This window comes from Nocardia salmonicida, assembly GCF_036142455.1.
GTDB lineage: Bacteria > Actinomycetota > Actinomycetes > Mycobacteriales > Mycobacteriaceae > Nocardia > Nocardia salmonicida.
The window spans coordinates 4,958,606-4,983,543 of record NZ_CP108014.1; the positions used below are offsets into that span (position 1 = coordinate 4,958,606).

At 66.8% G+C, this 24,938-nt stretch carries 21 protein-coding genes and 1 pseudogene; 14 read left to right on the plus strand and 8 right to left on the minus strand.

Features of this window, described 5'->3' with window-relative positions; genetic code table 11:
* Positions 1 to 103: 103 nt before the first annotated feature.
* The 4 genes from OHS03_RS23335 to yczE all read left to right on the plus strand — a co-directional run bounded on the left by OHS03_RS23335 (position 104) and on the right by yczE (position 3,128).
* Positions 104 to 274, plus strand: a complete 171-nt coding sequence (locus tag OHS03_RS23335) for a YbdD/YjiX family protein (RefSeq protein ID WP_157125196.1) — start codon at positions 104 to 106, stop codon at positions 272 to 274.
* A gap of 68 nt (positions 275 to 342) precedes the next feature.
* Entirely contained in the window at positions 343 to 1,863 is a 1,521-nt protein-coding gene (locus OHS03_RS23340; RefSeq protein WP_328657021.1) for an Ada metal-binding domain-containing protein, read from the plus strand.
* Entirely contained in the window at positions 1,856 to 2,368 is a 513-nt protein-coding gene (locus OHS03_RS23345) for a methylated-DNA--[protein]-cysteine S-methyltransferase (RefSeq protein WP_328657022.1), read from the plus strand. Before OHS03_RS23340 ends, OHS03_RS23345 begins: the two co-directional genes overlap by 8 nt.
* 106 nt (positions 2,369 to 2,474) lie before the next feature.
* A complete protein-coding gene (gene yczE / locus OHS03_RS23350; RefSeq protein WP_328657025.1) occupies positions 2,475 to 3,128 on the plus strand; it encodes a membrane protein YczE in 654 nt (217 codons plus the stop codon).
* A 26-nt stretch (positions 3,129 to 3,154) separates the two neighbouring features.
* On the opposite strand, the gene OHS03_RS23355 is transcribed toward yczE, so the two are convergent.
* Together OHS03_RS23355 and OHS03_RS23360 are read right to left on the minus strand one after the other, a co-directional pair.
* On the minus strand, positions 3,155 to 6,559 hold the full coding sequence (locus OHS03_RS23355; RefSeq protein ID WP_328657027.1) for an AAA family ATPase: 3,405 nt from the start codon (positions 6,557 to 6,559) through the stop codon (positions 3,155 to 3,157).
* A 49-nt stretch (positions 6,560 to 6,608) separates the two neighbouring features.
* On the minus strand, positions 6,609 to 7,796 hold the full coding sequence (locus OHS03_RS23360) for an exonuclease SbcCD subunit D (protein WP_328657029.1): 1,188 nt from the start codon (positions 7,794 to 7,796) through the stop codon (positions 6,609 to 6,611).
* A 183-nt stretch (positions 7,797 to 7,979) separates the two neighbouring features.
* On the opposite strand from OHS03_RS23360, the gene OHS03_RS23365 reads away from it, so the two are divergent.
* The 3 genes and pseudogenes from OHS03_RS23365 to OHS03_RS23375 all read left to right on the plus strand — a co-directional run.
* On the plus strand, positions 7,980 to 9,128 hold the full coding sequence (locus OHS03_RS23365) for a DNA recombination protein RmuC (RefSeq protein WP_056816028.1): 1,149 nt from the start codon (positions 7,980 to 7,982) through the stop codon (positions 9,126 to 9,128).
* A 51-nt stretch (positions 9,129 to 9,179) separates the two neighbouring features.
* Positions 9,180 to 10,034 carry a DUF6542 domain-containing protein gene (locus OHS03_RS23370; protein WP_328657032.1) on the plus strand — a complete coding sequence of 285 codons (855 nt, stop codon included), beginning with the start codon at positions 9,180 to 9,182 and terminating at the stop codon, positions 10,032 to 10,034.
* A gap of 527 nt (positions 10,035 to 10,561) precedes the next feature.
* Positions 10,562 to 10,708, plus strand: a pseudogene (locus OHS03_RS23375) (hypothetical protein); the annotation flags it as partial.
* Between the two features lie 91 nt (positions 10,709 to 10,799).
* Here OHS03_RS23375 and OHS03_RS23380 read toward each other — a convergent pair.
* A complete protein-coding gene (locus OHS03_RS23380; protein ID WP_328657035.1) occupies positions 10,800 to 11,621 on the minus strand; it encodes an SDR family NAD(P)-dependent oxidoreductase in 822 nt (273 codons plus the stop codon).
* Between the two features lie 97 nt (positions 11,622 to 11,718).
* Between OHS03_RS23380 and OHS03_RS23385 the strand changes: the two genes are divergently transcribed.
* A complete protein-coding gene (locus tag OHS03_RS23385) occupies positions 11,719 to 12,333 on the plus strand; it encodes a TetR family transcriptional regulator (RefSeq protein ID WP_328657037.1) in 615 nt (204 codons plus the stop codon).
* 183 nt (positions 12,334 to 12,516) lie between these two features.
* Here OHS03_RS23385 and OHS03_RS23390 read toward each other — a convergent pair whose 3' ends face one another.
* The 5 genes from OHS03_RS23390 to OHS03_RS23410 form a co-directional block, all read right to left on the minus strand.
* On the minus strand, positions 12,517 to 14,004 hold the full coding sequence (locus OHS03_RS23390) for an MFS transporter (RefSeq protein ID WP_328657039.1): 1,488 nt from the start codon (positions 14,002 to 14,004) through the stop codon (positions 12,517 to 12,519).
* Between the two features lie 199 nt (positions 14,005 to 14,203).
* Positions 14,204 to 15,544 carry an NtaA/DmoA family FMN-dependent monooxygenase gene (locus tag OHS03_RS23395; RefSeq protein WP_328657041.1) on the minus strand — a complete coding sequence of 447 codons (1,341 nt, stop codon included), beginning with the start codon at positions 15,542 to 15,544 and terminating at the stop codon, positions 14,204 to 14,206.
* Between the two features lie 221 nt (positions 15,545 to 15,765).
* Positions 15,766 to 16,464, minus strand: a complete 699-nt coding sequence (locus OHS03_RS23400; protein ID WP_328657044.1) for a nitroreductase family protein — start codon at positions 16,462 to 16,464, stop codon at positions 15,766 to 15,768.
* A 346-nt stretch (positions 16,465 to 16,810) separates the two neighbouring features.
* Positions 16,811 to 17,722: an SMP-30/gluconolactonase/LRE family protein gene (locus tag OHS03_RS23405; protein WP_328657046.1), complete on the minus strand. Its 912-nt coding sequence runs from the start codon at positions 17,720 to 17,722 to the stop codon at positions 16,811 to 16,813.
* Positions 17,723 to 17,794: 72 nt separating this feature from the next.
* A complete protein-coding gene (locus OHS03_RS23410; RefSeq protein ID WP_328657048.1) occupies positions 17,795 to 18,388 on the minus strand; it encodes a TetR/AcrR family transcriptional regulator in 594 nt (197 codons plus the stop codon).
* 1,032 nt (positions 18,389 to 19,420) lie between these two features.
* Here OHS03_RS23410 and OHS03_RS23415 point away from each other — a divergent pair.
* From OHS03_RS23415 to OHS03_RS23440, 6 genes are all read left to right on the plus strand, one after another.
* Positions 19,421 to 20,635 (plus strand): DGQHR domain-containing protein, encoded by a 1,215-nt coding sequence (locus tag OHS03_RS23415; protein WP_328657050.1) that lies wholly within the window; start codon positions 19,421 to 19,423, stop codon positions 20,633 to 20,635.
* A gap of 227 nt (positions 20,636 to 20,862) precedes the next feature.
* The gene (locus tag OHS03_RS23420) at positions 20,863 to 22,038 is read left to right on the plus strand and encodes an IS30 family transposase (RefSeq protein WP_328664377.1); all 1,176 of its coding nucleotides are present in this window, start codon (positions 20,863 to 20,865) and stop codon (positions 22,036 to 22,038) included.
* Positions 22,039 to 22,212: 174 nt separating this feature from the next.
* Positions 22,213 to 23,031, plus strand: coding sequence for a hypothetical protein (locus OHS03_RS23425; RefSeq protein ID WP_328657052.1), 819 nt, complete (start codon positions 22,213 to 22,215; stop codon positions 23,029 to 23,031).
* A 280-nt stretch (positions 23,032 to 23,311) separates the two neighbouring features.
* Positions 23,312 to 24,067 carry a DUF3626 domain-containing protein gene (locus OHS03_RS23430; RefSeq protein WP_328657054.1) on the plus strand — a complete coding sequence of 252 codons (756 nt, stop codon included), beginning with the start codon at positions 23,312 to 23,314 and terminating at the stop codon, positions 24,065 to 24,067.
* 279 nt (positions 24,068 to 24,346) lie between these two features.
* Positions 24,347 to 24,640: a Het-E N-terminal domain-containing protein gene (locus tag OHS03_RS23435; RefSeq protein ID WP_328657056.1), complete on the plus strand. Its 294-nt coding sequence runs from the start codon at positions 24,347 to 24,349 to the stop codon at positions 24,638 to 24,640.
* Positions 24,637 to 24,900: a hypothetical protein gene (locus OHS03_RS23440; protein WP_328657058.1), complete on the plus strand. Its 264-nt coding sequence runs from the start codon at positions 24,637 to 24,639 to the stop codon at positions 24,898 to 24,900. The genes OHS03_RS23435 and OHS03_RS23440 overlap by 4 nt, the downstream gene beginning before the upstream one ends.
* The last annotated feature ends 38 nt before the right edge of the window (positions 24,901 to 24,938 follow it).

Consider the following 24,938-nt stretch of genomic DNA (forward strand, 5'->3'; position numbering starts at 1 on the left):
GGACGCGGACGGCCGATTCAGTGGATCGGCCGTCCGTGCCCCTGCGGTTGTCGCCGGCGATCTCGGTGGGCCTCGAGAGATTCTCCGACGAGTCTGGGCGGCCTTGCGTGGCATCGCCCGCTGGTACAGCGCGATCAACGGCGGCCAGGATTACGAGCGCTACGTCGACCATCTGCGCCGTAATCATCCGGCGGCTCCGGTGCCGTCGGTGCGCGACTACTGGCGCGAACGCTATGCCGAGGCCGAGCGGAATCCGACCAATCGCTGCTGCTGATCCGGGTTCACGCCCCTGAAGGATCAGTGGCCGATTTCCGCTAGCACCTCGCCGGGACGGGTGCCATTGTGGAACTCGTGACCATCACCGCTTTGGACTTCGAGGGCTGCTATCGGGCGGTCTCCACCCGCGACTCCCGCTTCGACGGGCAGTTCTTCACCGCGGTGCGCACGACCGGCATCTACTGCAGGCCCTCGTGCCCGGCGATCACCCCCAAGCGGGCCAATGTGTCGTTCCTGCCCACCGCGGCGGCGGCGCAGCAGGCCGGTTATCGCGCCTGCCGCCGGTGCCTGCCCGATGCCGCGCCCGGTTCACCGCTGTGGAATGTGCGCGCCGACCTGGCCGCGCGGGCCATGCGGTTGATCGGTGACGGGATGATCGAGCGGGGTGGGGTGCCAGGGCTGGCCGCCACCCTCGGTTATTCGCAGCGTCAGCTCACGCGGGTGCTCACCACCGAACTCGGTGCCGGTCCGCTCGCGCTGGCCAGGGCACATCGCGCGCACACCGCGCGGCTGCTCATCCAGACCACCGAGATGCCGATGTCGGATATCGCGTTCGCGGCCGGGTTCGCCAGTATTCGGCAGTTCAACGACACCGTGCGCGAGGTGTTCGCGGTGAGCCCGACGACGATGCGGACCGAGTTGCGCCGATCGCCGCGCGCCGATGTCGTCGCACCGGGCACGCCGGGTCTGCTGACCTTGCGACTGCCGTATCGCGAGCCGCTCGATACCGGCTGGCTGGCCTGGTTCCTCTCGTCACACGCCGTGCCGGGGATGGAGCTGTGGGAGGACGGCGTGTACACGCGCAGCCTGCGTACTCCGCACGGCCACGCGACAATTCGACTGTCGTTCCAGCCGGGTCATGTGCGGGCCGAGTTGGCGCTGCGGGACATGCGCGATCTGGCGCCGACTGTGGCGCGGGTGCGGCATCTGCTCGATCTGGACGCCGATCCGCTGGGGATCGACGGTGCGCTCGGGATCGGTTCCAGTCAATCGGGTGATGCCATCACGGGGCACGGGTTCACGCCGGGAGTTCGCGTGCCGGGGTGCCTCGATGGCTCGGAGTTGTTGTTGCGCACCATGATCGGGCAACAGATCTCGGTGCGGGCGGCGGGGACACATACCGCGCGGCTGGTGGATGCGCTCGGCGAGCGGATCGACGGGCCGGTGCCTCGACTGTTTCCGACGGCCGAAGCGGTCGCCGAGCGCGGCGCCGAGGTGTTGACCGGGCCCGTGCGCAGGGTCAACGCCATCGTTGCCGCGGCACGAGCGATCGCCGACGGCGAACTGGTCCTGCATTCCGGTCGCACTGCCGCTGACCTGCGGCACGACCTGCTCGCGCTCGACGGAGTCGGGCCGTGGACGGCCGACTACGTCACCATGCGGTCGCTGGCCGATCCCGACATCCTGCTCGACACCGACCTGGTGGTTCGCCAGGGCGCGGAGCGAGCGGGAATCGATCTCGACGACACCACCCACTGGGCGCCGTGGCGCTCCTATCTGTCCATGCACTTGTGGAAGACCGCGCTCGAACATCGTGGCGCGCTTGTCCGTGAACCTTCTCTTCAGGAAGCGAAACACCATGACTGACACTGCTCTTCGTCGCGCCGATGTCGCGACGGTCACCACGCCGATCGGCCCGTTCACCACCGTCGTCGACACCGACGGCGCCGTACTCGCCTCGGGCTGGACCGGGGACGCGGCCACACTGACCGGCCTCATCCACACCACCTTGCGCCCGGCCGAACTGCGGCAGCGAGATTCACTCGGCGCGGTCACCCAGGCCGTCGTCGACTATCACGCGGGCGATCTCACGGCGATCGACGCGATTCCCGTGCGTCAACAGTCGGGCGAGTTCCTGGTCCACGCCTGGGAAGTCCTGCGCAAGGTGCCGGCGGGCGAGCCGGTGACCTACACCGAGTTCGCCGGACTCTCCGGGCGTCCGGCGGCTACGCGGGCAGCGGCCAATGCCTGCGCGCGCAACTCCGCCGCGCTGTTCGTGCCGTGTCATCGCGTGCTGCGGATCGGCGGCGCGCTCGGCGGCTTCCGGTGGGGGCTGGAAGCCAAGGCCTGGTTGCTCGCGCACGAGGGATGAGTGGGCGACAGTGTCGGAGCGCTGCGACGGATCTCGATGACAGATCAGTCCAGCTATCCCAGATTGGCTCTTTTTTCTAGGTCCAGTCGGCGGGATTCTATTACCTATGCTCACTCGTCGCCTGGTCGCGCTCTACGTCGGTTTGTGGTTGTACGGGACATCGATGGCAGTGATGATCCGGGCGGGACTCGGACTCGACCCGTGGGATGTGTTCCATCAGGGGGTCGCCGCGCATGTGCCGTTGAGTTTCGGGGTGGTGACCGCGCTCACCGGGATCGCTGTGCTGCTCGCCTGGATTCCGCTACGACAGCGGCCGGGGCTCGGGACCATCAGCAATGTGGTGGTGATCGCGGTCGCGGTCGACGTCGGGTTGTGGTTGATTCCGGCCGTGGACGCGCTGTGGTTGCGGGTTGTGGCCATGGTCGCCGCGGTGGTGGTGAACGCCGCGGCGACGGTGCTCTATATCGGTGCGGGCATGGGTCCGGGACCGCGCGATGGACTGATGACTGGACTGGTTGGCCGGACCGGCTGGCCGGTCTGGTCTGTTCGGACCGGCATCGAAGTCTCGGTGCTGACCACCGGCTGGTTCCTCGGCGGCAGCGTGGGGATCGGCACGCTGGTCTACGCGTTCGGGATCGGGCCGCTGGTCCAGCTGATGATCCCGCTCGTCGACGGCCGTCTTCCCGGATTCACACCGATCGTTCGCCGGGAAGCGGAGCTGCCTGCGGAGCGGCCGCAAGCCCCGGCCGCGCCCTGCTGATCGCTTCGTCGGGCTCGTCCGGATGACTAGGCGACCGTGGCCTCGAGGTGCGAACCCGTGCGACCGCGCAGGACATGCAGGCGCGTGGGGATGCGCTGACGCATTTCGTCCACGTGGCTGACGACGCCGACCACGCGGCCGTTCGCGCGGAGTTCGTCGAGAACACCCATGACGGCGTCGAGGGTGTCGGCGTCGAGACTGCCGAAGCCTTCGTCGATGAACAGGGTGTCCAGGACCAGGCCGCCGGACTCGGCGGCGACCACGTCGGCGAGGCCGAGCGCCAAAGCCAGTGAGGCCATGAAGGTTTCACCGCCGGACAGGGTTTTCGCGGAGCGGACGACGCCGGTGTAGTCGTCGCGGACGTCGAGGCCGAGACCGCCTCGTCTGCCCCGTGGACCCGCCTTGTCCGAGTGGACGAATTCGTAACGGCCGCCCGACATTCGGCGTAGCCGCAGCGACCCCGCCACCGCGACCTCTTCGAGCCGAGCCGCGAGGACATAGGAGCGCAACGACATTCGCCGGTTGTTCTCGCCGCGACCGGCCACCACTTCCGCCAGGGCAGCCAGTTCGTCGAAATCACGCTGCTTGGGCGCGATCCGCTCGATCTCTCCCCACAGCTGCGTCCCCAGCTGCTCGAGCTGGGCCACCCGCTCGGTGGCCGCCGACTGGGTTGCCACCGCCGCGGTAAGCGCGCTCTGAGCTTCGGTGAAGCGCTGCTCGAGGGTGTTCAAGTCGCCCGGGGTCTGTTCGGCGACGGCCTGGATCTGCGGTTCCGCGAGCACCGCCTCGGCATGCGCACGTGCCCGGTCCGCGGCGGTGAGTTCGGCTTCGATCGCGGCCTGCTGCCGCGCGGTCCGCGCGACGGCGGTGACGACCTGGGCGTAGGCGGTCAGGAGAGCGATGTCGTCGCGCGGCGCTGCCGGCTCGACGGCCGAGGCTTCGTCGGCGGGTTCCTCCTCCGGGGGACCTTCGTCGAACAGGTCGAACAGGCTGGGCATGTCGGGCTCGGCACGGGTCGTTCGCGCGGGGCTCCCGGTCGCCTCCTCGTCGGTGTCGACATCGTCACCCGCAGTGCGGCTGGTGGTAGCGACTGGTGAATCGAGTGCCTCCGACAGCCCACGGTCCTCGTAGCCTTCCGGCACGAGACCGGCTGTGCGGGCGAGGTTTTCCACGCGGGCGGCAATGGTGCGGACGGCGTCGCGAGCGGTGGCTTCCTCGGTGCGGGCAGTACGGAGCATGGTGGCTGCGGTGATGAGCGATTCGAGGCGGGCGGTGCGGGCGTCGACGGTGTTGTCGGCGCCCGCGGCGGTGCGCAGCCGCGCGGTGAGTTCGTCGAGGCGGGCGCGGGTGGTGGTGATGTTGGCGGTGATGGTGCCGAGGCGGGCGTCGAGCTCGCGAGACCGGTCGTGGAGGGCGGTTTCCTCGGTGCGCAGCGCCTCGAGGCGGCTGGTCAGGGCGGGGCCGCGCTCGGCGGCTTCGGCGGTGTCGTCGAAGCGGTGCGTGGCGGTGCGGACCGCGTCGGCGAGGGTGACGGGGTCCGCGTCGCCACCGCGGGCGGTCAGCGCCTCGATCTCGCGTTCGATCACGCTGATCCGATCGGCGATGCGATCCCGCGCGGCCTCGGCGGACTGTTCGGCGGTGTGCGCGGCGTCCTCGGCCTCCTTGGATACCGCGTCGTCGGTGGGCCGTGCCGGTTCAGGGTGCTCGGCAGAACCGCAGACCGTGCACGGCGCACCGTCGGTGAGCGCGCCCGCGAGCTCGGCGGCCATGCCCGCGAGGCGGCGGGCCCGCAGATCGAGGACCCGTTCCTTGGCTTCGAGGTGAGCGCGCCAGGCGGCATCGTGTTCGGTCCGCGCTGTGTCCAAAGCTGGTCGGCGACGCGCGATGTCGACAGCGGCCGCTGCCGAGTCCTGCCACTTGCTCAACTCGTTGCGAAGCCCGGGCAACGCGGCGGCCGCGTCGGTGGCCTCACGCAATTGCTCTTGGACCGAGCCGATCGCCGCCGGCAGTTCGAGCCGCCGCTGCGCCAACTCCCCCGAACGCTGCGTGAGCCGACCGGCTTCCCCCTCGTGCGCGGCGAGATCCGCGGTGAGCTGACGCGCGGTCACCACATCAGCGCGAACCTCACCGAGCACACCGAGCAGCGCGTTCCACTGACTGATGGCGGCATCGAGGTCGCCCCGGACATCACCGACACCGGCGCCCGCATCCCCGCCATGGACCGGCCCGCGTCCCTGATGACCCGCGCCGAGTGGACCACCGGACGGCAGGTCCGCTGACGTGCCATAGTCGGGCCGCCCACCCTCCGGTGTGGCGGCGCGTCCATCGACCGGCTCATCCGTCACCACGGTCAGCCGGTCTACTCCCGCGATGTCGGCGGCGGCGGGTGCCCGGAGTTGGTCGGCCAGTTCGCCAGTGGCGCTACGGGTCGCGGTCTCCGCACGGCGCAGGGTGCGGACCGCGGAGCGAGCCTCGTCGATGGCGTGCACGACGGGCTCGGCGCGGCGGGCCTTGGCCAGTTCGTGTTCGAGCTCGGTGCGGCGAGGGGAAGACGCGGTGTAGGTGTCCAGTTCGGTGCGGGCTGCTGCCATGCGGGCGTGCAGCCCGGCGACGCGACGTTGTTCCTCGGCCTCGGCGCGGGCGTGCGACGATTCTTTCTGGCGCAGTTCGGCATTCGTGGTCGCCTCGGCGAGTGCGGTGCGCGCGGTGGCGAGTAGCTCCTGGGACCAGGTCACCGCGTCGAGTACGCCGACCGATTCCGCGCCGCCGTAGCCCCCGGCCATACCGACCTTGGTGATCAGGCGGTCGATGCCCTGTTTGCGGGAATCCAGGTCGCCCGCGGCGGCGCGGCGGCGATCGGACAGCCACTGTTCGGCCGTCCCGAAACGTTGGGTGTCGAAGAGCTTTTCGAGCAGTTTCTCCCGGTCCTCGTTCTCGGCGCGCAAGAATTTGGCGAAGTCGCCCTGTGGGAGCAGCACCACTTGGAAGAACTGGTCGGCGCTCATACCGAGCAGGCGCAGGACCTCGTCGCCGATATCGGTGATACGCGAGAGGTTCTCGCCGCTGCCGTCGAGCCAGGTGAGGGTGGCTTGGGGTTGCAGGAGCCGGGTTCCGGTGCCGGTCTTCTTCGGGCGCTCGAATTCGGGTGAGCGGGTCAGGCGAAGGAGGCGGCCGCCGAGCGTGGCTTCCAGCACGACGCTCGGCGGCGTCTGCGGATCGGCGTGATCGGAGTGCAGGCGTTTGCTCTCACCGCGCGCACCGGGCACCTTGCCGTAGAGGGCGAAGGCGATGGCGTCGAGGATCGTCGTCTTACCCGCGCCCGTATGTCCGTGCAGCAGGAACAGCCCGTCGGCGCCGAGCGCGTCGAAATCGACGACAGTGGTCTCGGCGAACGGGCCGAACGCGGTGAGTTCGAGCCGGTGCAGCCTCACGCGATGCCACCACCGGCGACAGTCGCCACTGTGAACGCGACACGTGGGCTCACGCAGTCAGCTCCGACGCAACCGGCGACGGGCCGGATTCGGCACGGACCGAGTCGTTTTCGCTGACCGCGGCGGCCAGCGCACGCTCCACCCATGCCATCTCCCCCTTGCTCGGTGTGCCACGCACGTCGGTCAGGAAGCTCGCCGCGACCTCCGCGTCGCGACGACCGTGCACCCGCTCGCGGTAGTGCAACTCTGGATTACCTTCCGGGCGCGCCCATTCCACGTGCACCGCGTGCGGGAATCGCCCGCGCAGTTTACGCATCGGGTCCACCGGGCGGGTGGTGTCGGTGAGCGTGGCCGACACGTAATGGTCCTCGGCCGCGGCGTATTCGGTATCGGCGAGCAGGGATTCGAGGGTGCCGGTGAGCCTGCTGAGCCCGCGTACCAGCGGCAGATCGTGGCGACGCACCGCGGCGAGCCCGTCGGCGTCGAGGTCGATGATCCACACCGCCTTGCGGTGCGAACTCTCACCGAACGAATACGGCAGCGGAGATCCGCTGTAGCGCACCGACTCCGACAGCGTCTGCGGCGAATGCAGGTGTCCCAGCGCCACATAGTCGATGCCGGCGAAGGCCGACATCGAGACCGTCTCCACACCGCCCACCGAGATGGACCGTTCCGATCCCGTCGCTTCCCCGCCGACCACGAAGGCGTGTGCCAGCACCACCGTGCGAGTGCCGGACCTGGCGGCGATATCGGCGCGAATCCGCTCCATCGCGGCATCGAGGATCTCCGCGTGTGAATGCGCCTGCGGAACACCGAGTTCGGCGCGGGTGATCTCCGGTTCCAGATACGGGATGCCGTAGAACGCAACGTCACCGTCGTCATCGGAGAGCACGATCGGCCGATCCGCATCCGCGACCCGCGTGCACAGATGTAGGCCACCGGCCGCCGCGAAGCTGGCCCCCGCGCCGAGTCGGGCGGGCGAATCGTGATTGCCCGAGGTGGCGACGATCGTCGCGCCCGCTGCTCGGATCGCCTCGAACCCGCGATTGCAGACCCCGATGGCGTCGGCATTGGGGATGGAGCGGTCGTAGATATCGCCGGGCACCACCACCACGTCGACCGATTCGGCCGCGACCAGCTCCGCGACGGCAGTCAGCACCCGCGCCTGATCGGCCAGCAGGTCGACACCGTGAAAGGTGCGCCCGATGTGCCAGTCGGAGGTGTGCAGGATCCGCATGTCGCGAACCGTAGGGCACACCCCCGACAGAATTCAATCGACGCACCACACGCGTGTAATTCACCGGCGTGCCGCACAGCGCGGCGCACCCGCCGCCGTGACGGCCTGGCGAGTTCGCCACGACCGACCCCGGTTTGCCGGGGAATTGCGACTTTGTCGGTGGCCTCGGGCAGTATCGCCGACATGACCGCTTCGATGCTCGTCGCGCTCGTCTTCGTCTTCGCCGCAGGCTTCGGTCTCGGCTGGTTGGGGCATTCCGCCCGTGGTGGGCAGCGCGCCGCCACCGCGGAGGCCCGGCTCGCCGCGGCCGGGGACAATCAACGGTTGCTGCAGCAGTCGCTGCACTCGGCCAATGAGGATGCGGCGCGCAGGCATTCGGCCGCGATCGGCGCGATGGTCGATCCGCTGCGCGACGCGGTCGGGGCATTGGAGCAGCAGATCCGACAGGTCGAGCACCATCGGATCGACGCGTATTCGGGATTGCGCGAGCAGGTCGCGGGCATGCAACGCACCTCGCATCGACTCTCCGATCAAACCGGCCAGCTCGTCGCGGCGCTGCGCGCGCCGCAGGTGCGCGGCCGGTGGGGCGAGATCCAGCTGGAACGGGTCGTCGAACTGGCCGGGATGACCCGGCACTGCGATTTCGACACCCAGGTCAGTCGGCCCGGCGGCGACGATCGCGGCGTGGTGCGCCCCGACATGGTGGTGCGGCTGGCCGGCGGCAGACACATCGTCGTCGACGCGAAGGTGCCGTTCTCGGCCTATCTGGACGCGGCGACCACCGACGATCCCAGCCAACGCACGCAATTACTGGCCCGCCACGCCAAGCACCTGCGCGCCCACGTCGACCAGCTGGCCGACAAGGCGTACTGGGCGGCCTTCGATCCGGCACCGGAGTTCGTCGTGTTGTTCGTGCCCGGCGACCCGTTCCTCGACGCCGCGCTCACCACCGATGCCGACCTTCTGGAGTACGCGTTCGGCCGGAACGTGATTCTGGCAACCCCCACTACATTGATCGCGCTGCTACGAACGGTGGCGTTCAGTTGGCGGCAGGAAGCGCTCTCGCGCGATATGGCAACGGTGCAGCAACTGGGTAAGGAGCTCTACACCCGGCTGGGTAAAGTCGCCGAACATCTGGACAATCTGGGCGTGAATCTCGGTAAGGCCGTAGCGGCTTTCAACGCGACAGTAGGCTCGGTGGAGTCGCGGGTGATGGTCACCGCGCGCCGGATGCACGATCTCGGCATCGCCGATCAGGAGCTCCCGGCAATCCGGCTCACCGAGACCCGACCACGGGTCGTCGCATTCGCCGACGCCGAGGATCGCATCTGAGATCCTCGTGCCGTGGCGCCTACGGGGGCGATGTGCAGTTAGTGTCATAGTGTGGCTGCTTCCCAACGTGCGCGACCCCGGGTGCCCGCGCCGCAACGTTCGATCGTGCCCTCGGTACCCGGCATCCCCGCCTGGGCCGCGATTCTGCTCGCCGCGGGTGCGACGGGTCTCGGGTTCTTGATCGACGGTCTCGGCGGAGAGACGTATCCGACGGGCACGTTCTCGGCGCTGTATGTATTCGGCTGCGTGCTCGCCGTCTGCGCGGTGCGCTTCCGCGGTCTGTTCTCCACCATGGTGATGCCGCCGCTGCTGCTGTTCGTCGCGGTGCCGCTGGCCTGCCAGATGCTGGGTGGGCGTGCCACCACCTCGATCAAAGACGTTCTGATGAACCTGATCATCCCGCTGGTGGAGCGCTTCCCGACGATGGCGCTGGCGACCGTGCTGGTACTGGCGATCGGCGGCGCCAGGATCGCGATCGCCAAGCGCGCGCCCCAGACCGCTCGCCCCGCCCCGGAGCGCAAGACCGAACGCAAGCCGGTCAAGCGCCGCCGTCCCGAACCGAGCCCCGACCTGGCCACTGCCGCCCGCAAGCGACCGCGCCGCGGCACCGCGGTCCTGGACGAGCCCGACACCGAGGTCGACATGGCGAGCCCGGCTCGCCGCCCGGCTAGGCCCACCGAACCCAAACGCGCCCCCGCCGCCGCCAGGCCCCGCGAACCTCGCGAGCCCCGCGCCGCCCGGGCCGAACCCCGCGCCGCCCGCCCCGCCGCCCCGCCGCGCGAACCCGAACCGTCCCGAGTCCCACGCCGCCGCGGCGAAGCACCACCCCACCCCCAACCGAACGTGCGCTACCGCGACCGCGCCGACTCCACCCGCACAGAACGCCGCCGCCCAGACAACGTCTGAAAAACAAAAAGTCCCCGCCGTACAAACGGCGGGGACTTTCTTTCAAGAGCCCACTGATCCAGCAAGAACATGGGTAACTCCATGTACTCACCTGCGCCTATCTTCTAGTTAGTTTCGTTGTCAAGAGCGGACAGCGTTGGATCTGTTGGCAGTGTTAGGCCATTAATCTGCGGATATGCCGGACCCTGCCAAGTTCAGCGTGTGACATCGGCTGCTAGCGTTGGCGTAGTCGAACGCCGTTGGTCGACGTCAGCCATTAAATGGCAGGATTGATGACAAGTACGGCGCGGTCATCAGGAACCTGCTGGGCACTGTCCACCCGCGATGTCGCCTCCGCTCCCTGTTTACCGAGCCCTGCGCAGCCGATGCGGTGGCCGTGATGAATCGTCATCTAGTGGTCCAGAGCGGCGGCACCTATGGAAAAGTGGGTCACGCTAACCGAGTCGTCAAGGTCACCGATGTTCGGCTGGATGACGTCATCCGAGACCCGAGCGGGCGGGCGTGTGGCGCAAGGTCCGCGAGGGCATTTGCGGTGCCCAGCACAAGCCCAGCGGGACTTGTCGGCGCCGATCGCGAAGAGGGCGCCCTTCGAGCGGGTCCACCACGGTGACATGTTCGTCGACGACTATGAGTGGCTACGGGACAAGGAAGATCCCGAGGTCATCGCGTATCTGGCGTCGTCGTAGTGCGAGTGCCGCAAGGCCTGACAACCTCGCCGCAGTGGGCAGCGGCATTGGCCGATCCGGTGACCACTGGGCTGGATGGTTACCGCTGGCCGGACTCGGCCTCGGCGGACAGCTCGGCCCACTCCTGCCACCCCTTGATCCGGTCGGTGTAGAGCTGGGGGACGATCTGGAGGGGGAAGGTGCCGAAGAAGATCCGGGACGGCGGGGTTTCGGCGTCGACAACCTTCAGCAGCGCGGGGCCGACGCCCGCCGGGTCGGGATTCGGGACGTCGGCGAAGCTGGCGTGGACCGTCTCCCGGTAGCTGTCGTAGGCGGCCAGTGGCGCGGATTGGGCGGAGGACGCGTTGAACTCGGTGCCGAAGGGCCCGGGTTCGACGACTGTGACCTTGATGCCGAAGCCGGCGACTTCCTGGGCCAGGGAGTCCGAGAGCCCCTCGACCGCTGCCTTGGAAGCGGTGTAGCCGCCCGTAGTGGGGAAGGCGGCGAGGGCGATCAGGCTGGTCACGTTGATGATGTGGCCGCTGCCCTGAGCGCGCAGGTAGGGCAGTGCCGCCTGGACGACCCACAGGGTGCCGAAGACGTTCGTCTCGAACTGGGCGCGAACGTCGTCCTCGGTCAGCTCTTCGACCATGCCGAACAGTCCGTAACCGGCGTTGTTGACGACGACGTCCAGATGTCCGAAGTGCTCATGGGCAAGCTGGACGGCATCGGTCACCGCGGTTTTGTCCGTGACGTCCAGGGGCAGCGGCAGGATCGCGTCGCCGTGGGCGGCGACCAGGTCGGCGAGTGCGTCGGTGTTGCGGGCCGTCGCCGCGACCTTGTCGCCTCGCGAGAGCGCAGCCTCGGTGAAGTGGCGGCCCAGGCCGCGCGAGGAACCGGTGATGAACCAGATCTTGCTCATGGGAAGTACTCCTCGGTAGGGAACTAAGACAACAAAAGAGACGATATACCGATATGGGATGGAGTACCACTTCGGTATGTTGTATTACACTCATCGGATGGCCGAGAACTCCAGGAACGCGCGCTCCACGCTGCGGGAGCGGACCCGAGCTGCCATGCGCGATGAGGTCAGCGAGGTCGCGTTCCGGCTGTTCTCCGAACAGGGTTTCGACAAGACAACCGTCGAGCAGATCGCGGCCGAGGCAGGGTTGTCGCGGACCACCTTCTTCCGATATTTCGGCACCAAGGAAGAGGTCATCCTGGGCAAGATGAGTGAGTTCGGTCCCAAGATCGCCGCTGCGCTCGCCGCTCGCCCCGCCGACGAGCGGTCTTGGGCGGCACTACGCCGTTCCTTCGACGTGATCACCGAGCCGAAGGTGGACGAGTCCCAGCCGTTCCTGAATCTGATGCAGTTGCACGGCGATGCCTGCGCCGTGATGACCCGTCAGTGGGAGAAGACGCAGGGCTGGCACAGTCTGCTGGTGCCAGAGATCACCCGCCGGCTAGGCGGTGACCCGGAATCCGTGAGCGACGTTCGCGCACAGGCCCTCGTAGCATCGGCGATTTCCTGCCTGGACGCCGCAACCGATGCCTGGACCGCAGTCGGCGGGGCCATACCGTTGTCCGAACTCCTCGACCAAGCCATGGGCACATTGGTCGAACCATCCGCATAGCAGCTGATTTCGGTCGTGCACACGAACACCAGGTGGACTTGAATACGGCATCGACGGGCGACTGCGCGTGCTCATCGCTCGCGAGGTCGGGCACCGCCGGGCCGCGATTCCGTGGGAACGGCTGCGCCTCCGCATCCTGTGCCCGGACACGGAAGCGGCCCGAGCTCGGGCGCGGCCCCAGTGTCACCTTCGCGTATGCCCCGGTAGGAACGCCGCGAGGCCGAGGCCGAGCAGCGCCGCCCCCGCCGCGATCAGGAACGAGATGCGGAAGCCCTCGAGCGTGGGCACCTCTGCGCTTCCCACGTGCTGAGCTGTGCTCGCGAGAACGACACCCACGACGGCGCTGGACAGTGCTGTGCCGATGGCCCGCATCAGGGCGTTCAGCCCGTTGGCGGCGCCCGATTCGGCCTGGTCGACGGCGCCGAGGATGAGCGCGGGCATCGCCGAGTAGGCGACGCCTACGCCGCTGCCCGCGAGGATGGCGACGAGCACGATCTGCCACACGGCGCCCAGCAGCACTGTCCCCGCCAGATAGGCGACGGCGAGCAGCACGAGCCCTGTCATCAGCGTGACCTTCGGCCCGCGCGCTGCTGACAGCCGGGCGGCAAGCGGGGAGGCAATCATCATCGCGAGGCCCATGGACGACGCGCAGACACCGGTGGCGATCATGGACATTCCCAGCCCGTACCCGGTGGATTCGGGCAGCTGCAGCAGCTGCGGCAAGATGAGTGTCACCGCGTAGAACGCGAGGCCGGTGGTGATCGCGGCTAGGTTGGTCAGAAGGACCTGGCGGCGCGAGGCAGTGCGCAGGTTCAACAGCGGGTCCTTGACGCGCAGTTCGAAAAGGCCCCACAGTAGGAAGGTCACGACGGTGGCGGCGAAAAGTCCCAGCGTGGTGGCGCTTGCCCAGCCCCAGTCGGCGCCCTTGGAGACAGGCAGCAGCAGGACGACGAGCCCGAGCGTGAGCCCGAGCGCGCCGATCACGTCGAAGCGGCCGGGGGTGCGCTGGCCGCTCTCGGGGACGACGGCGATGATCGCGGCCATGGCCACCGCGCCGAGGGCGGCGGCGCCGAAGAACAGCCAGTGCCAGTCGAGGTTTTGGGCGATGAGCGCGGCCAGCGGTATAGCCATCGCGCCGCCGACACCGATAGAGCTGCTCATCAGCGCCATGGCCGATCCGTGCCGCTCGCGCGGCAACTCATCCCGAATGATGCCGATGCCGAGCGGGATGACGCCCAACGCGAAGCCCTGAACGGCGCGGCCCACGATCATGGGCATGAGGTCGGAGGTGAACCCGGAGATCAGCGAGCCCAGCACCATCAGCCCGAGGCTGACGAGGACAAGGCGGCGCTTGCCGTAGAGGTCGCCGAGCCGCCCCAAGACCGGAGTGGCGGCCGCGCTGGACAGCAGCGTCGCGGTGATCACCCAGGCGGCGTTGGACGGTGTGGTGTCCAGCAGTCGCGGGAGATCGGCGATGACGGGGACGAGCAAGGTCTGCATGACGGCGACGACGATGCCGCTGAATGCGAGGACAGGGACGAGCCCGCGCCCTGCGGGAGTTCTGGCGGCCGCAGGGGCCACTATGGCTGACGCCGACACCGCGACCTCACTCTCGGGCGGCTCGTCGTCAAGGAAAGTGCCACGGTCGGTGGCCAGGAGGGCTTTGTTCATGCGAGGGTGCTCCGGGGGTGGCGCGAATGGCCGATCGCTGTGCGCTTTGCCGTTGCCGGCGGCGAGGTTGGCCAGGTCGTCGTCGAGCGAGAATCATGGTCGGGGTGGGCCGTAGGAGACGGCTGGCGGCGCGGAACGCCTGCGGATTCGCGGTGTCGGACGGTGCCGGACGCCGCGGTGATGGCGGGCGTCGTGGTGGTCACGGCCGGGTCTGTTCGGAGACGCGCGGGTCGAGGCCGTACTGCTCAGGGGCGCCGAGGTTCTCGCGCAGGGTGGGGCCTTCGTAGTCCTCGTGGAACAGGCCGCGTTCTTGCAGGATCGGGACGACCTGGTCTATAAAGGCGTCGAAGCCGTCGTGGAAGCCGTCGAGGGCGATCGAGAACCCGTCGCAGGCCTCCGCCTCGAACCATTCCTGCATGTGGTCGGCCACGTCGGTGGCGGTGCCGGCGATCACCGGGTGGTAGTCGATCACACCGTGGGCGAGCACGTCGCGCAGACTCCAGCCTTCCCTGGCCACTTGCTCCGCACGGGCGGAGCGGGGGTCGTGCCGGCTGGGTACGGCATCGGCCAACTGCTGCGTGGTCAGCGGCTCGTCGAGCTGGTCGGGGTCGAGCGGGAGGCCGATCATGGTGCCGAGGTAGCGGACGCGCTGGCCCAAATCAACGACCTCGTCGAGGAAGCGGCGCCGCTCCAGAGCGGCCTCGCGGGAGGAGGCGATGGTCGGCATGAAGCCGGCGAGCATCTTGACCTCGTCGGGGTCGCGACCGGCGCGCTCGGCGGCGTCCCTCAGGGCCTGGCGTTGTGCCCGAGCGTCCTCGATGGTGTATGGGTTGGCGTAGACCCCGCTGGCGTAACGGCCCGCGATCTCGAGGCCGTATTCGCCGCCGCCTGCCTGGAAGATGACCGGCTGACCCTGCTCGGACGGGGGGATGGGCAGTGGGCCGCGGGAGGCGACGTGGCGGCCCTGCAGGCCGACCGGCCGGATCTTGTCCATGTCGGCGTACCGCTTGTTCTCGACGTCGAGCAGCAAGGCGTCCTTTTCCCAGCTGCCCCACAGCGCTTGCACGATCTGGATGACCTCGTGGGCGCGCTCGTATTTCTCCGCGCGCGGCGGGATCTTGCTGCCGAAGTTCGCCGCGGCGGCGGGGGTGGAGGTGGTCACCGCGTTCCAGCCGGCTCGGCCGTGGCTGATCACGTCCAAGGCCTTGAACTGGCGGGCGAGGTTATAAGGCTCGGTGAAAGTGGTGGAGGCGGTGGTGACCAGGCCGATCCGCTCGGTCTCGCGTGCGAGGACGGTCAGCAGCAGCAGCGGCTCGATCGCCTGGCGCGGGGCGTGGTGGGTGAGGTCCATGTCCAGGACCGGGGTGTCGGCGATGAACAGCAGCTGGACCTTGCCGCGCTCGGCGGTCTGTGCGTACCGCACGAACTGGTCCATGTCGGTGTAGCTGTTCAGGTTCGCACCCGGCAGCCGCCAGGCCCCGGGCTCGGCCCCGTAACCGCCGCTGAACTGCATGCCCAGAACCATCTGTCGGCTTGTCATGGTCGTTCCTCCTAACGAGGTGAGAAAAACGGAGGCAACCTCCGATTACTTCTCCAAAATACGGAGGCATCCTCCGTATTGTCAAGGGCGGGATCTGGCGAGCGCGAGGAGGGCGACGGGCGAAGGCGGACCGGAGGCGTGGGCGGGGGCTCCTGGTCCAGTCGGCGGAGTGGCGGCCGGGACTCACGCCTCCGGGTGGCAGCTGCGGGCGGGCGGACGGACTACTGACCGTCGAGGACGCCGGGAGTGCTGTGCAGGACCACGCTCTGCTGGAGCGGGATGCGTGTCCTGCCGAACGCGTTCACCGGCGCCGCCGGGTCAGCCGTACCGAAGGAGATGCCGAACAGCAACTTGAGATCCTCGGGGACATCCAGGACCGCGCGGACGGTGCGGGCATAGAGCCCGAGCATGGTCTGCGGAATGCCGGCGAACCCCCTGGACGCCAGCGAGAGCAGGAAGTTCTGCGCGTACATGCCGATATCACCGGCCGTCCGCACCCCGTCGCCTAAAGCGGGCATGAACAGGAGCGCGACATGGGGAGCCCCGAAGAACTCCAGGTTTTCGCGGACCGCCGCCTTCCTGCCTTCTCGGTCTGAGCGCTCGATTCCCAGGCTTCCGTAGTAGCTCGCGGCAAGGGCCTGCGCCCGCTCGAAGTAGATGCCCTCGCCGTAGTCGGCGGTGAAATCCGGGGAGATGCGTCCATCCTCATCGGCCTGGAGCAGTTCCCTGGCCAGCGCGTCCCGTTCCACACCCGAGACGATGTGCACTGCCCACGGCTGGGTGTTGCTGTTCGAGGGGGCCGTCTGCGCGTCTTCCAGCACGCCACGGATGTCCGCAGGGGGCAGGGGGGCTGCCACGAATTTGCGGGGGGAGCGCCGGGAGTGCGCCAGGCCGGTGAAGGGGGATGCCGTGCGGGTCAAGGTGGTTCCTTTCCATGGCGCGCAGCCGCAACAGCGGCCGGGTGCAGGACGCCTTTGTGGGAGCCGACAGGCTTGCGGATGCTCGCGGGCAGCGGCACGGCAAGACTCTGGCGTAGAGCGGGACTGCGCGCTGTTCGCGTTCGCTTTTTGGTGTTCGTGGATTGTCGTGTAAGAACGCGCCGCCGAGGCCGCCCCATGTCATTTCGCGCACGAGGGCGGCGGGCAGGTCAGCGGTGGGAGGCGGGATTCATCTCCACGACGTTCTCCAGGATGGCTGTCGCAGGGAGGGCACGTAGCGCTCTGGGACGTTGTCGCGGAGACGCTTGCGCCGGCACCGGAACTGCCGTCAGTCCCGGATTCCCGCCACTTCGACCTCGATGGCCTCGATCCGACCCGTGGCATCGAAGCCATTGACGAGGCGCTCGGGGCTCGTATCCGAGATGAGCAGGTAGAGGGTCTTCATCTCCGGTCCGCCGAGTACGGCATCCACCGCGAAAGTGCCGCCGTCGGGGTATGTCGCGGTGTCCGGGTCGATTCGGATGACGTCGGTGACCTCGCCTCCTTCGCGGACACGCCGGAATTCACCGATCCACGGGAAGGCCGCCCATACCGCACCCTCACTGTCGATTGCGATGCCATCGATGGCATCGGTATCCGGTGACCCGAATTCGGCGAACACGCGCTGGTCTGTCAGCGCACCGTCGTCCATCACGGTGAACGCGGTGAGCCTGGTCCGTGGCGCCCGGAACGATTCCGCGACGACCAGGGTGCGCCCGTCGCCTGAGATGGCGATGCCGTTGGGGAATATGAGGTCCTTGCCGCCCGTCTCGATCCGGCCATCGGGATGGCGGATGATCAAACCCACGCCGATGGGATCGGTTCCGAAAACGTAGCCCTGCGGACCGATATACGCACGGCCCTCTCGGTCCACGGCCATGTCGTTGGGATTGAACGCGACCGACGCGAGGTCGGCGAGTTCCTCCAACCCGCTGCTTCCCACGCGCAGCAGCCGGTCATCGTCGATGGAAACAACCATCGGTGCCCCATCGGGATCGAAACCGAGACCCGATGGGCGCCCGGGCACATCGGCGATATCCTCGGGCAGCTCGCCGGGGGAAAGGCGACTGATCTTGCAGCGGGTCATGTCCGAGAACCACAGCGCCCCGCGGTGCCACCGGGCGGCCTCGAGGTAGCCGAGATCACCCTGCGCCACAATGCGGCGAGCGTCAGCGGGCAGGACTGTTGGCGAATAACTCATTGAATCCTCCTAGATGAAACCGCGGTACCAGGCTCTGTCGGATCAGAACCGAGCGAGCCGGGGCGCGGTGATTTACGCCTTCTCGTCCCGCGCGCGGTAGCCGCTCGCGAGGAGCGTGCGGAGCCGGTCCAGCGACTCGTCGTCGGCGCCGTTGCCCTTGATCCAGGCAATGGAACAGGCGGCGAGGAACAGGTCATACCCCCGAACCGACGCGCGCACGTGCCCCGCGTTCTGCGCGACCTCCACGTACTTGTCGGTGGCGGTGATGAAGATGTCGCAGGGAATCGTGAGCGGGTTGTCCGGATCCTGCGCCCTAGCCGCGGCCATGAGCGGGTCCGGGAGCCCGCTGAAGGCACTGAAGTACTCCTCCATCGCCCGCAGCCACTGCTCCAAAGCTTCACCGGCATCGCCGATCTGCTCGATGTCCGCCCGGCGGGCCACCAGCTTCTCGGAGCGTGTCTGCAGCACGGCCGCCAGCAGCGCCTCCCGGGTGGGGAAGTGCCGGTACAGGGTGCCGGGCCCGACCCCCGCCTCCTTGGCGACCGCCTCGAGCGAGGTGCCGACTCCGTGTCGCAGGAAGTGACGCTGCGCGGTCTCCAGTAGGGCAGCGCGGTTGCGCTGGACGTCCGGGCGGGGCTTGCGCTCCCGCTGTTCACTGGCGTTCATGCGCCCTCCTGCTCCGATGATCATGCGGCCGTATCAAAACGGATGCCGCCTCCGTATTGACTACGAGCATAAAGCGGAGGCGGCATCCGGTCAAGTGAGCTCGGCCGCTGATTGCCCCGTCGTTGTCGTGAGTTCGAAGGGATCTGATCGCTCCAGATGTGTCACGCCGAGGTCGAGTAGTGGTTCTGACGCGTGCGCTCCATGCCTGCTCTAGCGTGGTTGGCTGTGGGACCCATCGGGGCCGATTTGGCAGTGGCACTCGGGTTGAGGATCCTGGGAAAATCGTAGAAATCGTAGAAAGCGATCGCCCCAATGACGCGGTACAGTCGGCTCCCGACCAGGGCTTATACGTTTAGCGAGCACACGTGGGTAACTCACGAGACTCACTCGCCGAATCTGGAAGATTCTCCTGCCAATACCCTAAAAGCCCAGTTCAGGGCGGATTCTGTAGGAGTAGCTGGGCTTTCGCGAGTACATGCTCCCAGACGTCGACAGCTTGCCATTTGTTCGACCTCAACCAGCATTGTCAGGGAATATTGACTCTCTGACCTGCGCATATTGAAACCCAGATCGCTGCGCGACCGTTTCCCTCCCGTTGGTGCCCGCGACAGCGGCGATTAAATGGTCTGGTTGATGGCACCTGTGCGCCCAGACCCGCAAGTAGTCCCCATGGTCTCGGTTCGCGCGACGTGACACCTGGTGATGTCACAGACCAATCTGTCAGCAGTAGAGCTCCCGAACGAGTGCAGGGCATGGGTGGCTTCGGCAGGCGCGGAGTGTCTTACGAACCCCCGACGGTTGACATCTCCGTGTACACGCAACCTTTACGCAATCGGCCTGCGGAACATCTTGCGCGACAAAGTGTCTCGCGAACGATCGTTCGTGAGACATCGAGATGCCGAGCTTTCATCCCGACCTTATAGATCGAGCTATGGATCAGCTCGACATCATCGAGCTGATACGCAGCTCGATTCTAAGTGTGCTAACCTCAATCATCGAGCTGACATGCAGCTCGCTATACCAGGAGCTGATATGGGAACACTTGAGAGACTGTCGACTAGTCGCACCATTCGACTGAAGGGGACCGTCACCGTCCAACGCGGCCGACCGATGCTGCTCACGGCGATCCGAGCAGAAGATCTCGGCCGCCACAAGAAAGTGGATGTCTACAACCCCTCCACAAAGAAGGGCTACCAACGAACAGCGCAGACCGCCCGCGTCAACAGCGCTGCGAAGTACTACGGCGAAAAAGGCGGCTGGATGCCCAACCCGCTACTCGTCAACATTCGGGAGGAAGACTTCTCCAAACTGTCGATCGTCATCGAAGACGACCACGAGGGCTTCGAGGAAGCCCGGAGCAATGACGGAGACTGGATCGGGGTCGGCTACATCGAAATTCCCGACGACCTGCCCATCTGGGTCTACGACGGCCAGCACCGCGCTGACGGGCTCGCGGTTGTGCTCACCGACTACCAAGGTTTCGAGGACTTCGCAGTCCCACTGTCGATCAACCTGGGACTTTCCGAGATCGACGAGATGACCGAGTTCTACGAGGTCAATACGAACGCGAAGTCGGTGCGTACCGACCTCGCATGGTCGTTGCTCAAGTCGATGGCCGACCAGGATCCGGATCTGGCCGAACGCCTCGAACTCGAGGGGCGTGACTGGATCACTCGCGGACAGACGGTGGTGGAAGAACTGGAAGCTCTGGGCGGCGTATGGGCGGGCCGTATTCAGGCTCCGAACCAGAAGGGTAAGCGCAGCGATCAGCTGACCATTCCCCAGGCGGCCTTCGTTCGGTCACTGCGCCCGTTGCTCGACATGCCATTGATGGCCAAGGCCGAGCCCGCCAAAATCGCCCAACTTCTGAACGCGTACTGGGCCGGCGTCGCCGACGTACTCCCTGTCCCGTTCGACCCTGCCAACAACCCCAAGGACTACGCGATCCAAAAGGGCCAGGGTACGGTCGCGCTGCACCGCGTGCTCCCGCAGGTCATTGAAGTCGTTCGCGCCCAAGGGAAATCGCTCGCTGACTCCAGTGCCTACGCCGAGGTTATGAAAGACCTCCCGAATCTTTCGGGTGAGATCATGACCGACAAGGGACCGCAGCCCGTAACCGGTGCCGAATTCTGGCTCTCGGGCGCGTCGGGCGCCGCATCGCAGTTCAGCGGTGATGCTGGTCGCAAGCGCCTGTCCGTCTTCATTCGAGCGCTCCTTCCACGTCCGGCAGAAGGCCTGAACTTCTAGTTATGCCAGCCAAGCTGGACCCAAGGCATCTGCTCCGCCTCTACTGGATGGAACAGGTGCCTTGGGGAAGGACCACGGCCGCCACCTGACACTGCGAAAACGCCGCCACCTATCGCTCCGAGTCACACCCTCCCGCGCTCGCGCCACGGCGGGGTGTTCGACAAACGTTCTTGGTCTCAACCGGTCAATGCATCACCGCTGGTGAATGATGTCCGGTTGTGGAGGCGATGGTGCGTGTGGTGGGTAGCGGGTTCAGTGTTGAACAGCGAGAGCGGATTTGGGACGGTTGGCGCGGTGGGGAATCGCTCGGGGTGATCGCCGGTGTAGTAGGTAGCAACCATCCGCGTATCTCACGGTTTCTGCGTGTGAGTGGCGGGATCCGCCCGGCGTCTCGGTGTCGGCGTGCGGGTCATCTGTCTCTTGGCGAGCGTGAGGAGATCTCACGTGGTATCGCCGCAGGCCGCTCGGCCCGAAGGATCGCCGATCAGATCGGGAGGGCATCATCGACGGTGTCGCGGGAGATCACCCGCAACGGCGGTCGAGAGGTATACCGGGCCGCGGTCGCCGATGCGGCCGCCTACGAACGCGCGTTGCGACCGAAACCTAGCAAGCTCGCCACCAATCCGGTGCTGCGGGAGATGGTCGCCGCGAAGCTGGCCCAGGATTGGTCGCCGCAGCAGATCGCGGGGTGGCTGCGACACTGTCATCACGGCGATGCGGTGCCGCAGGTCTCACACGAAACGATCTACCGCGACTTGTATACGCCGTCACGGAACGTGTTCGACCGCAACATGTTCCATCGACTGCGTAGCGACCGCCCGTTTCGGCGGCCACGCCGCAAAGCCGGCTCGCAAGGGCGCGGCCGGATCCGGAACATGGTTTCCATTCATGACCGTCCCGTCGAAGCGGATACGCGCGAGTCGGCTGGGCATTGGGAGGGGGATTTGGTGTTCGGGATACGTCCCTCGGCGGGGGCGACGCCGGTAGATCGCGCCACGCGTTACCCACTGGTTGTTGCACTGCCCGACGGGTACAAAGCCGATGTGGTCGCCAAGGCGCTGGTCGAGTGCATGGGCAGGCTACCTGGGTCCATGTGCAGGTCGCTGACCTGGGACCGAGGTAGAGAAATGGCCGCTCACACCGTGATCACCGAGGAGTTGGCGATGCCGGTGTACTTCTGCGATCCTCATCATCTGTGGCAGTGCGGCACCAACGAGAACACGAACCGTCTCTTACGTCAGTACCTGCACAAGAACGCTGACCTGTTTGCGTTTACTCAGCACGACCTCGACGAGATCGCCGGAAAACTTAACCATCGGCCCTGGCAGGTGCTCGACTGGGCCACACCCGCCGAGAGGCTCGCAGCCGCGCAACGCGCGCAGCTGCGGCTGGTGGGTCGGTAGCGCCGGCGCGGCTGAGATCTGTTGGTATCGCTGAATTCTGACGTCATGGACGAGCATGTCTGAAGCCTTTTCGGCGAACGCACTCTATTGCCGATTATCGAGTGGTGGACGCTGATCGGCTCTGGGATCATCGGGTCGACGTTCGACATCAGTGCCGGTGGGAGGAAATCGCAGATGACCACGGCGCGGCGGTTTTGGATCGAATTCGACCCGCACGAGTGCACCGACGCCCGGTTTTGGCAGGGTGTCGGTGTGACCGGCTTCGACGTGCGGGATTGCTTGTCGATGGTCGCCGATCTGTTCCCCGATGGACTGTTGCCACCCGTGCACCGAATCACCGTCGACGTCTCGCTGGCCGAGCCACTACCGGTGAATCCCAGCCATTTCGGCGTTTCAGTGTGGCGCGGCGTCTGGTATCCACCCGTGAACCTCGGAATCGGGCCGACCCACGACATCGACCGACGGGGAGCACCCTGCGACTACCCGGCACCTGTCACCGCAGCACACCGCCGCGTGCGGGCTAACGCGAATCCGCGCACGAAAACCACATGGTGGGACGAAATCCCGCATATCGATGGCCTGCTGTGGCCGCTGATGGGCATGCACCGCGCCGAGCGCGGTCATGGAATGCGGCATTCCGCCCCGCCGCTGCGCCGGGCCTGCGCTGCGGATCCGACCTACGGGGCCTTGGTGCGCGAGGCCCTCGACTTCATGATCTGGTGGCGGCCGACACCGGACGAGTGGTTCGACCCGACCGAAACCAGGTTCGCCGATCAACGTGACCTGGACAAGTACCTGCGAGCCTTCCGAGACTACTTGTTCGGAACTCGCCCGGAGCCGATCTATCCTCCCGGCAGCGAACCGTTTTCACCCGAGGACGCGTGGCAACGAGCCATCGGCTGTTTGGTCGAAACTCGCCCGGGGCCGATCGACGCTCCCGGCATCGAACGGCTTTCACCCGACGCGGAACCACGACTTCCCGGGAGCGAATAAAACCCTCTCAGGCACAGAACATCCCGTGATCGCAGCTGGGCGCGACCCGATTCAGGGCTGCACGCGACGCGGCTCAAGACGCACGCTCATGCCGCGACCCGCGCGATCCGGAGGGGCGGGGCACCAGCCGGCGAATGCACTCAACTACCGAGTTGCATGTGGTTCGCCTTTGAGCAGACTGTATGGAATGCGAGGGGAAAATTCGGTCGGCGGTGCCGTGCAGGCGGTGGCAGTGGCATACGTAGCTTCGAGATCTGCGGGGCCCCTGCTGAATTCGTCGGTGTCGGTGACGGTGAACTTTCATCCGGATTGGCTTGCTACCGATCGGTTGATTCTCGAAGCTCTGGTCGATGACGGGAACTACCGTTCGCAATTCGTCACCGGTACGAGCAACGGCGGGTTGACCGCGCACCCTGGTGGCGACCGCTGGCACTGGGAGAGCCGGATGTTCGGCGGCGCGTACGATCACGCACCTAGGGAAGATCGGCCGGTTTACGGCGCGTTGAACTTTCGGCGCTCGTCGGTCGGCGCTGCACCACGGTTCGGCTCGGCGCACCTGCGGCTGACCGCGGCCGTGTTAGACCGCGCGACGTTCTGCTATCCCGACAGCTACCTGGACCCCTCGAACTTCGGTGTGGCGTCGAGCATGGGTCTCATCGAACTGGCCGAGGCCGATGACCAGGATGCACTCGACAACTACGTCGAGGCACATATCCATGGTCCGGTCCAACTCGATCGGGACGTGGAGGCGATTGTGCTCGACCCCAGTCACCGGGGCACCGAACTTGAAGCCATTGCGCGCCGGTTGCCCTGCCCTGTCGAGTGGCACAACGGATTCCGGCTCAGCATCGACGGCCTGCTGCGGCATTCCGAGTATCGAGGTGCACAGGATGTCGAGTTGGGTGTCTCGCTGGCTGTCGATGGTTTATTGGACGCCCGCCTCATTGGGCGAGCCGCGCAGTCGGGTCGATATGACCCGCAGGCGCTCAAGAAGGTCTGGCATTACCTCGCCCGCTTCGGAACCGAGCCAGCATGAACGCGCCACGCACTGTCACGCCGCGTAGTGCGCGGTTCGAAACGCCCTCAGCGGATGCCAGCTTCGATCGTGACGTCGATTTTCGCCGATAGGGCATCTGGCTCGCTGTGACCGCTGTGACCGCTGTCGAGATTCACCGACGAATGACGTCAGGATCGACCGCTATTCTGGCAGCCAACGATGCGCTGACCGTTGAGACCAAGACTGTTTTTCGAACGCAGGAAGGCATGGACGACGTATAGCTGCGCTGCGCGGGGCTGCGGTGGCAGGATCGCGGGTATGGATCCGGCTACGGCAGTGGTGGTTTCGGCGATCGCGGCGGGCGCGGTCGCGGGGGTGGGCGATACCGCGACGCAGGTGGTCAAGGACGCCTACGTCGGGTTAAAGGGTTTGCTCTCGCGTAAGTACGCCGACGTGGATGTTTCGGCGGTGGAGAAGAAGCCGGACTCGCAGCCGAAGAAGGACTCGTTGGCCGAGGACCTCGACGAAGCGGGTGCCGCGGGCGATCCGGAGCTCGGGCAGGCGGCGGCCGCGACCTCGACGACGGCGGAATACGCAACCTCAAGAGTATGAGCAGCCGCTGGCGACGACTGGCGTCCGCGCTCGAACTGCCCGAAGGGGTATCGCCGCACAGCTTGCGCAAGCATCTCGGCACCGAAGGCATCTCCGCCGGACTCGACGTCACCAAAGTTGCCGACCAACTCGGCAACACCTCACGGGTACTACGGAAATCGTATGTGCGACGTCACCAGCCACACGCCGATGTGACCGCCTTGATCGGCGACAAGCTCGGGCCCGCGCTGAATGAGGTCGCACGACACCGCGCTGGCTAGACCACACGGCGATATCGGCCGGGAGCGGGTGGCACTGC

What these genes read in the sequence shown, in the direction of transcription:
- OHS03_RS23345 (WP_328657022.1), top strand. Translation starts at nt 1,856, where the DNA reads ATGACTGACACTGCTCTTCGTCGCGCCGATGTCGCGACGGTCACCACG.
- yczE (WP_328657025.1), top strand. Translation starts at nt 2,475, where the DNA reads ATGCTCACTCGTCGCCTGGTCGCGCTCTACGTCGGTTTGTGGTTGTAC.
- OHS03_RS23360 (WP_328657029.1), bottom strand. Translation starts at nt 7,796, where the DNA reads ATGCGGATCCTGCACACCTCCGACTGGCACATCGGGCGCACCTTTCAC.
- OHS03_RS23365 (WP_056816028.1), top strand. Translation starts at nt 7,980, where the DNA reads ATGACCGCTTCGATGCTCGTCGCGCTCGTCTTCGTCTTCGCCGCAGGC.
- OHS03_RS23380 (WP_328657035.1), bottom strand. Translation starts at nt 11,621, where the DNA reads ATGAGCAAGATCTGGTTCATCACCGGTTCCTCGCGCGGCCTGGGCCGC.
- OHS03_RS23385 (WP_328657037.1), top strand. Translation starts at nt 11,719, where the DNA reads ATGGCCGAGAACTCCAGGAACGCGCGCTCCACGCTGCGGGAGCGGACC.
- OHS03_RS23390 (WP_328657039.1), bottom strand. Translation starts at nt 14,004, where the DNA reads ATGAACAAAGCCCTCCTGGCCACCGACCGTGGCACTTTCCTTGACGAC.
- OHS03_RS23395 (WP_328657041.1), bottom strand. Translation starts at nt 15,544, where the DNA reads ATGACAAGCCGACAGATGGTTCTGGGCATGCAGTTCAGCGGCGGTTAC.
- OHS03_RS23405 (WP_328657046.1), bottom strand. Translation starts at nt 17,722, where the DNA reads ATGAGTTATTCGCCAACAGTCCTGCCCGCTGACGCTCGCCGCATTGTG.
- OHS03_RS23410 (WP_328657048.1), bottom strand. Translation starts at nt 18,388, where the DNA reads ATGAACGCCAGTGAACAGCGGGAGCGCAAGCCCCGCCCGGACGTCCAG.
- OHS03_RS23415 (WP_328657050.1), top strand. Translation starts at nt 19,421, where the DNA reads ATGGGAACACTTGAGAGACTGTCGACTAGTCGCACCATTCGACTGAAG.
- OHS03_RS23420 (WP_328664377.1), top strand. Translation starts at nt 20,863, where the DNA reads ATGGTGCGTGTGGTGGGTAGCGGGTTCAGTGTTGAACAGCGAGAGCGG.
- OHS03_RS23425 (WP_328657052.1), top strand. Translation starts at nt 22,213, where the DNA reads ATGACCACGGCGCGGCGGTTTTGGATCGAATTCGACCCGCACGAGTGC.
- OHS03_RS23435 (WP_328657056.1), top strand. Translation starts at nt 24,347, where the DNA reads ATGGATCCGGCTACGGCAGTGGTGGTTTCGGCGATCGCGGCGGGCGCG.
- OHS03_RS23440 (WP_328657058.1), top strand. Translation starts at nt 24,637, where the DNA reads ATGAGCAGCCGCTGGCGACGACTGGCGTCCGCGCTCGAACTGCCCGAA.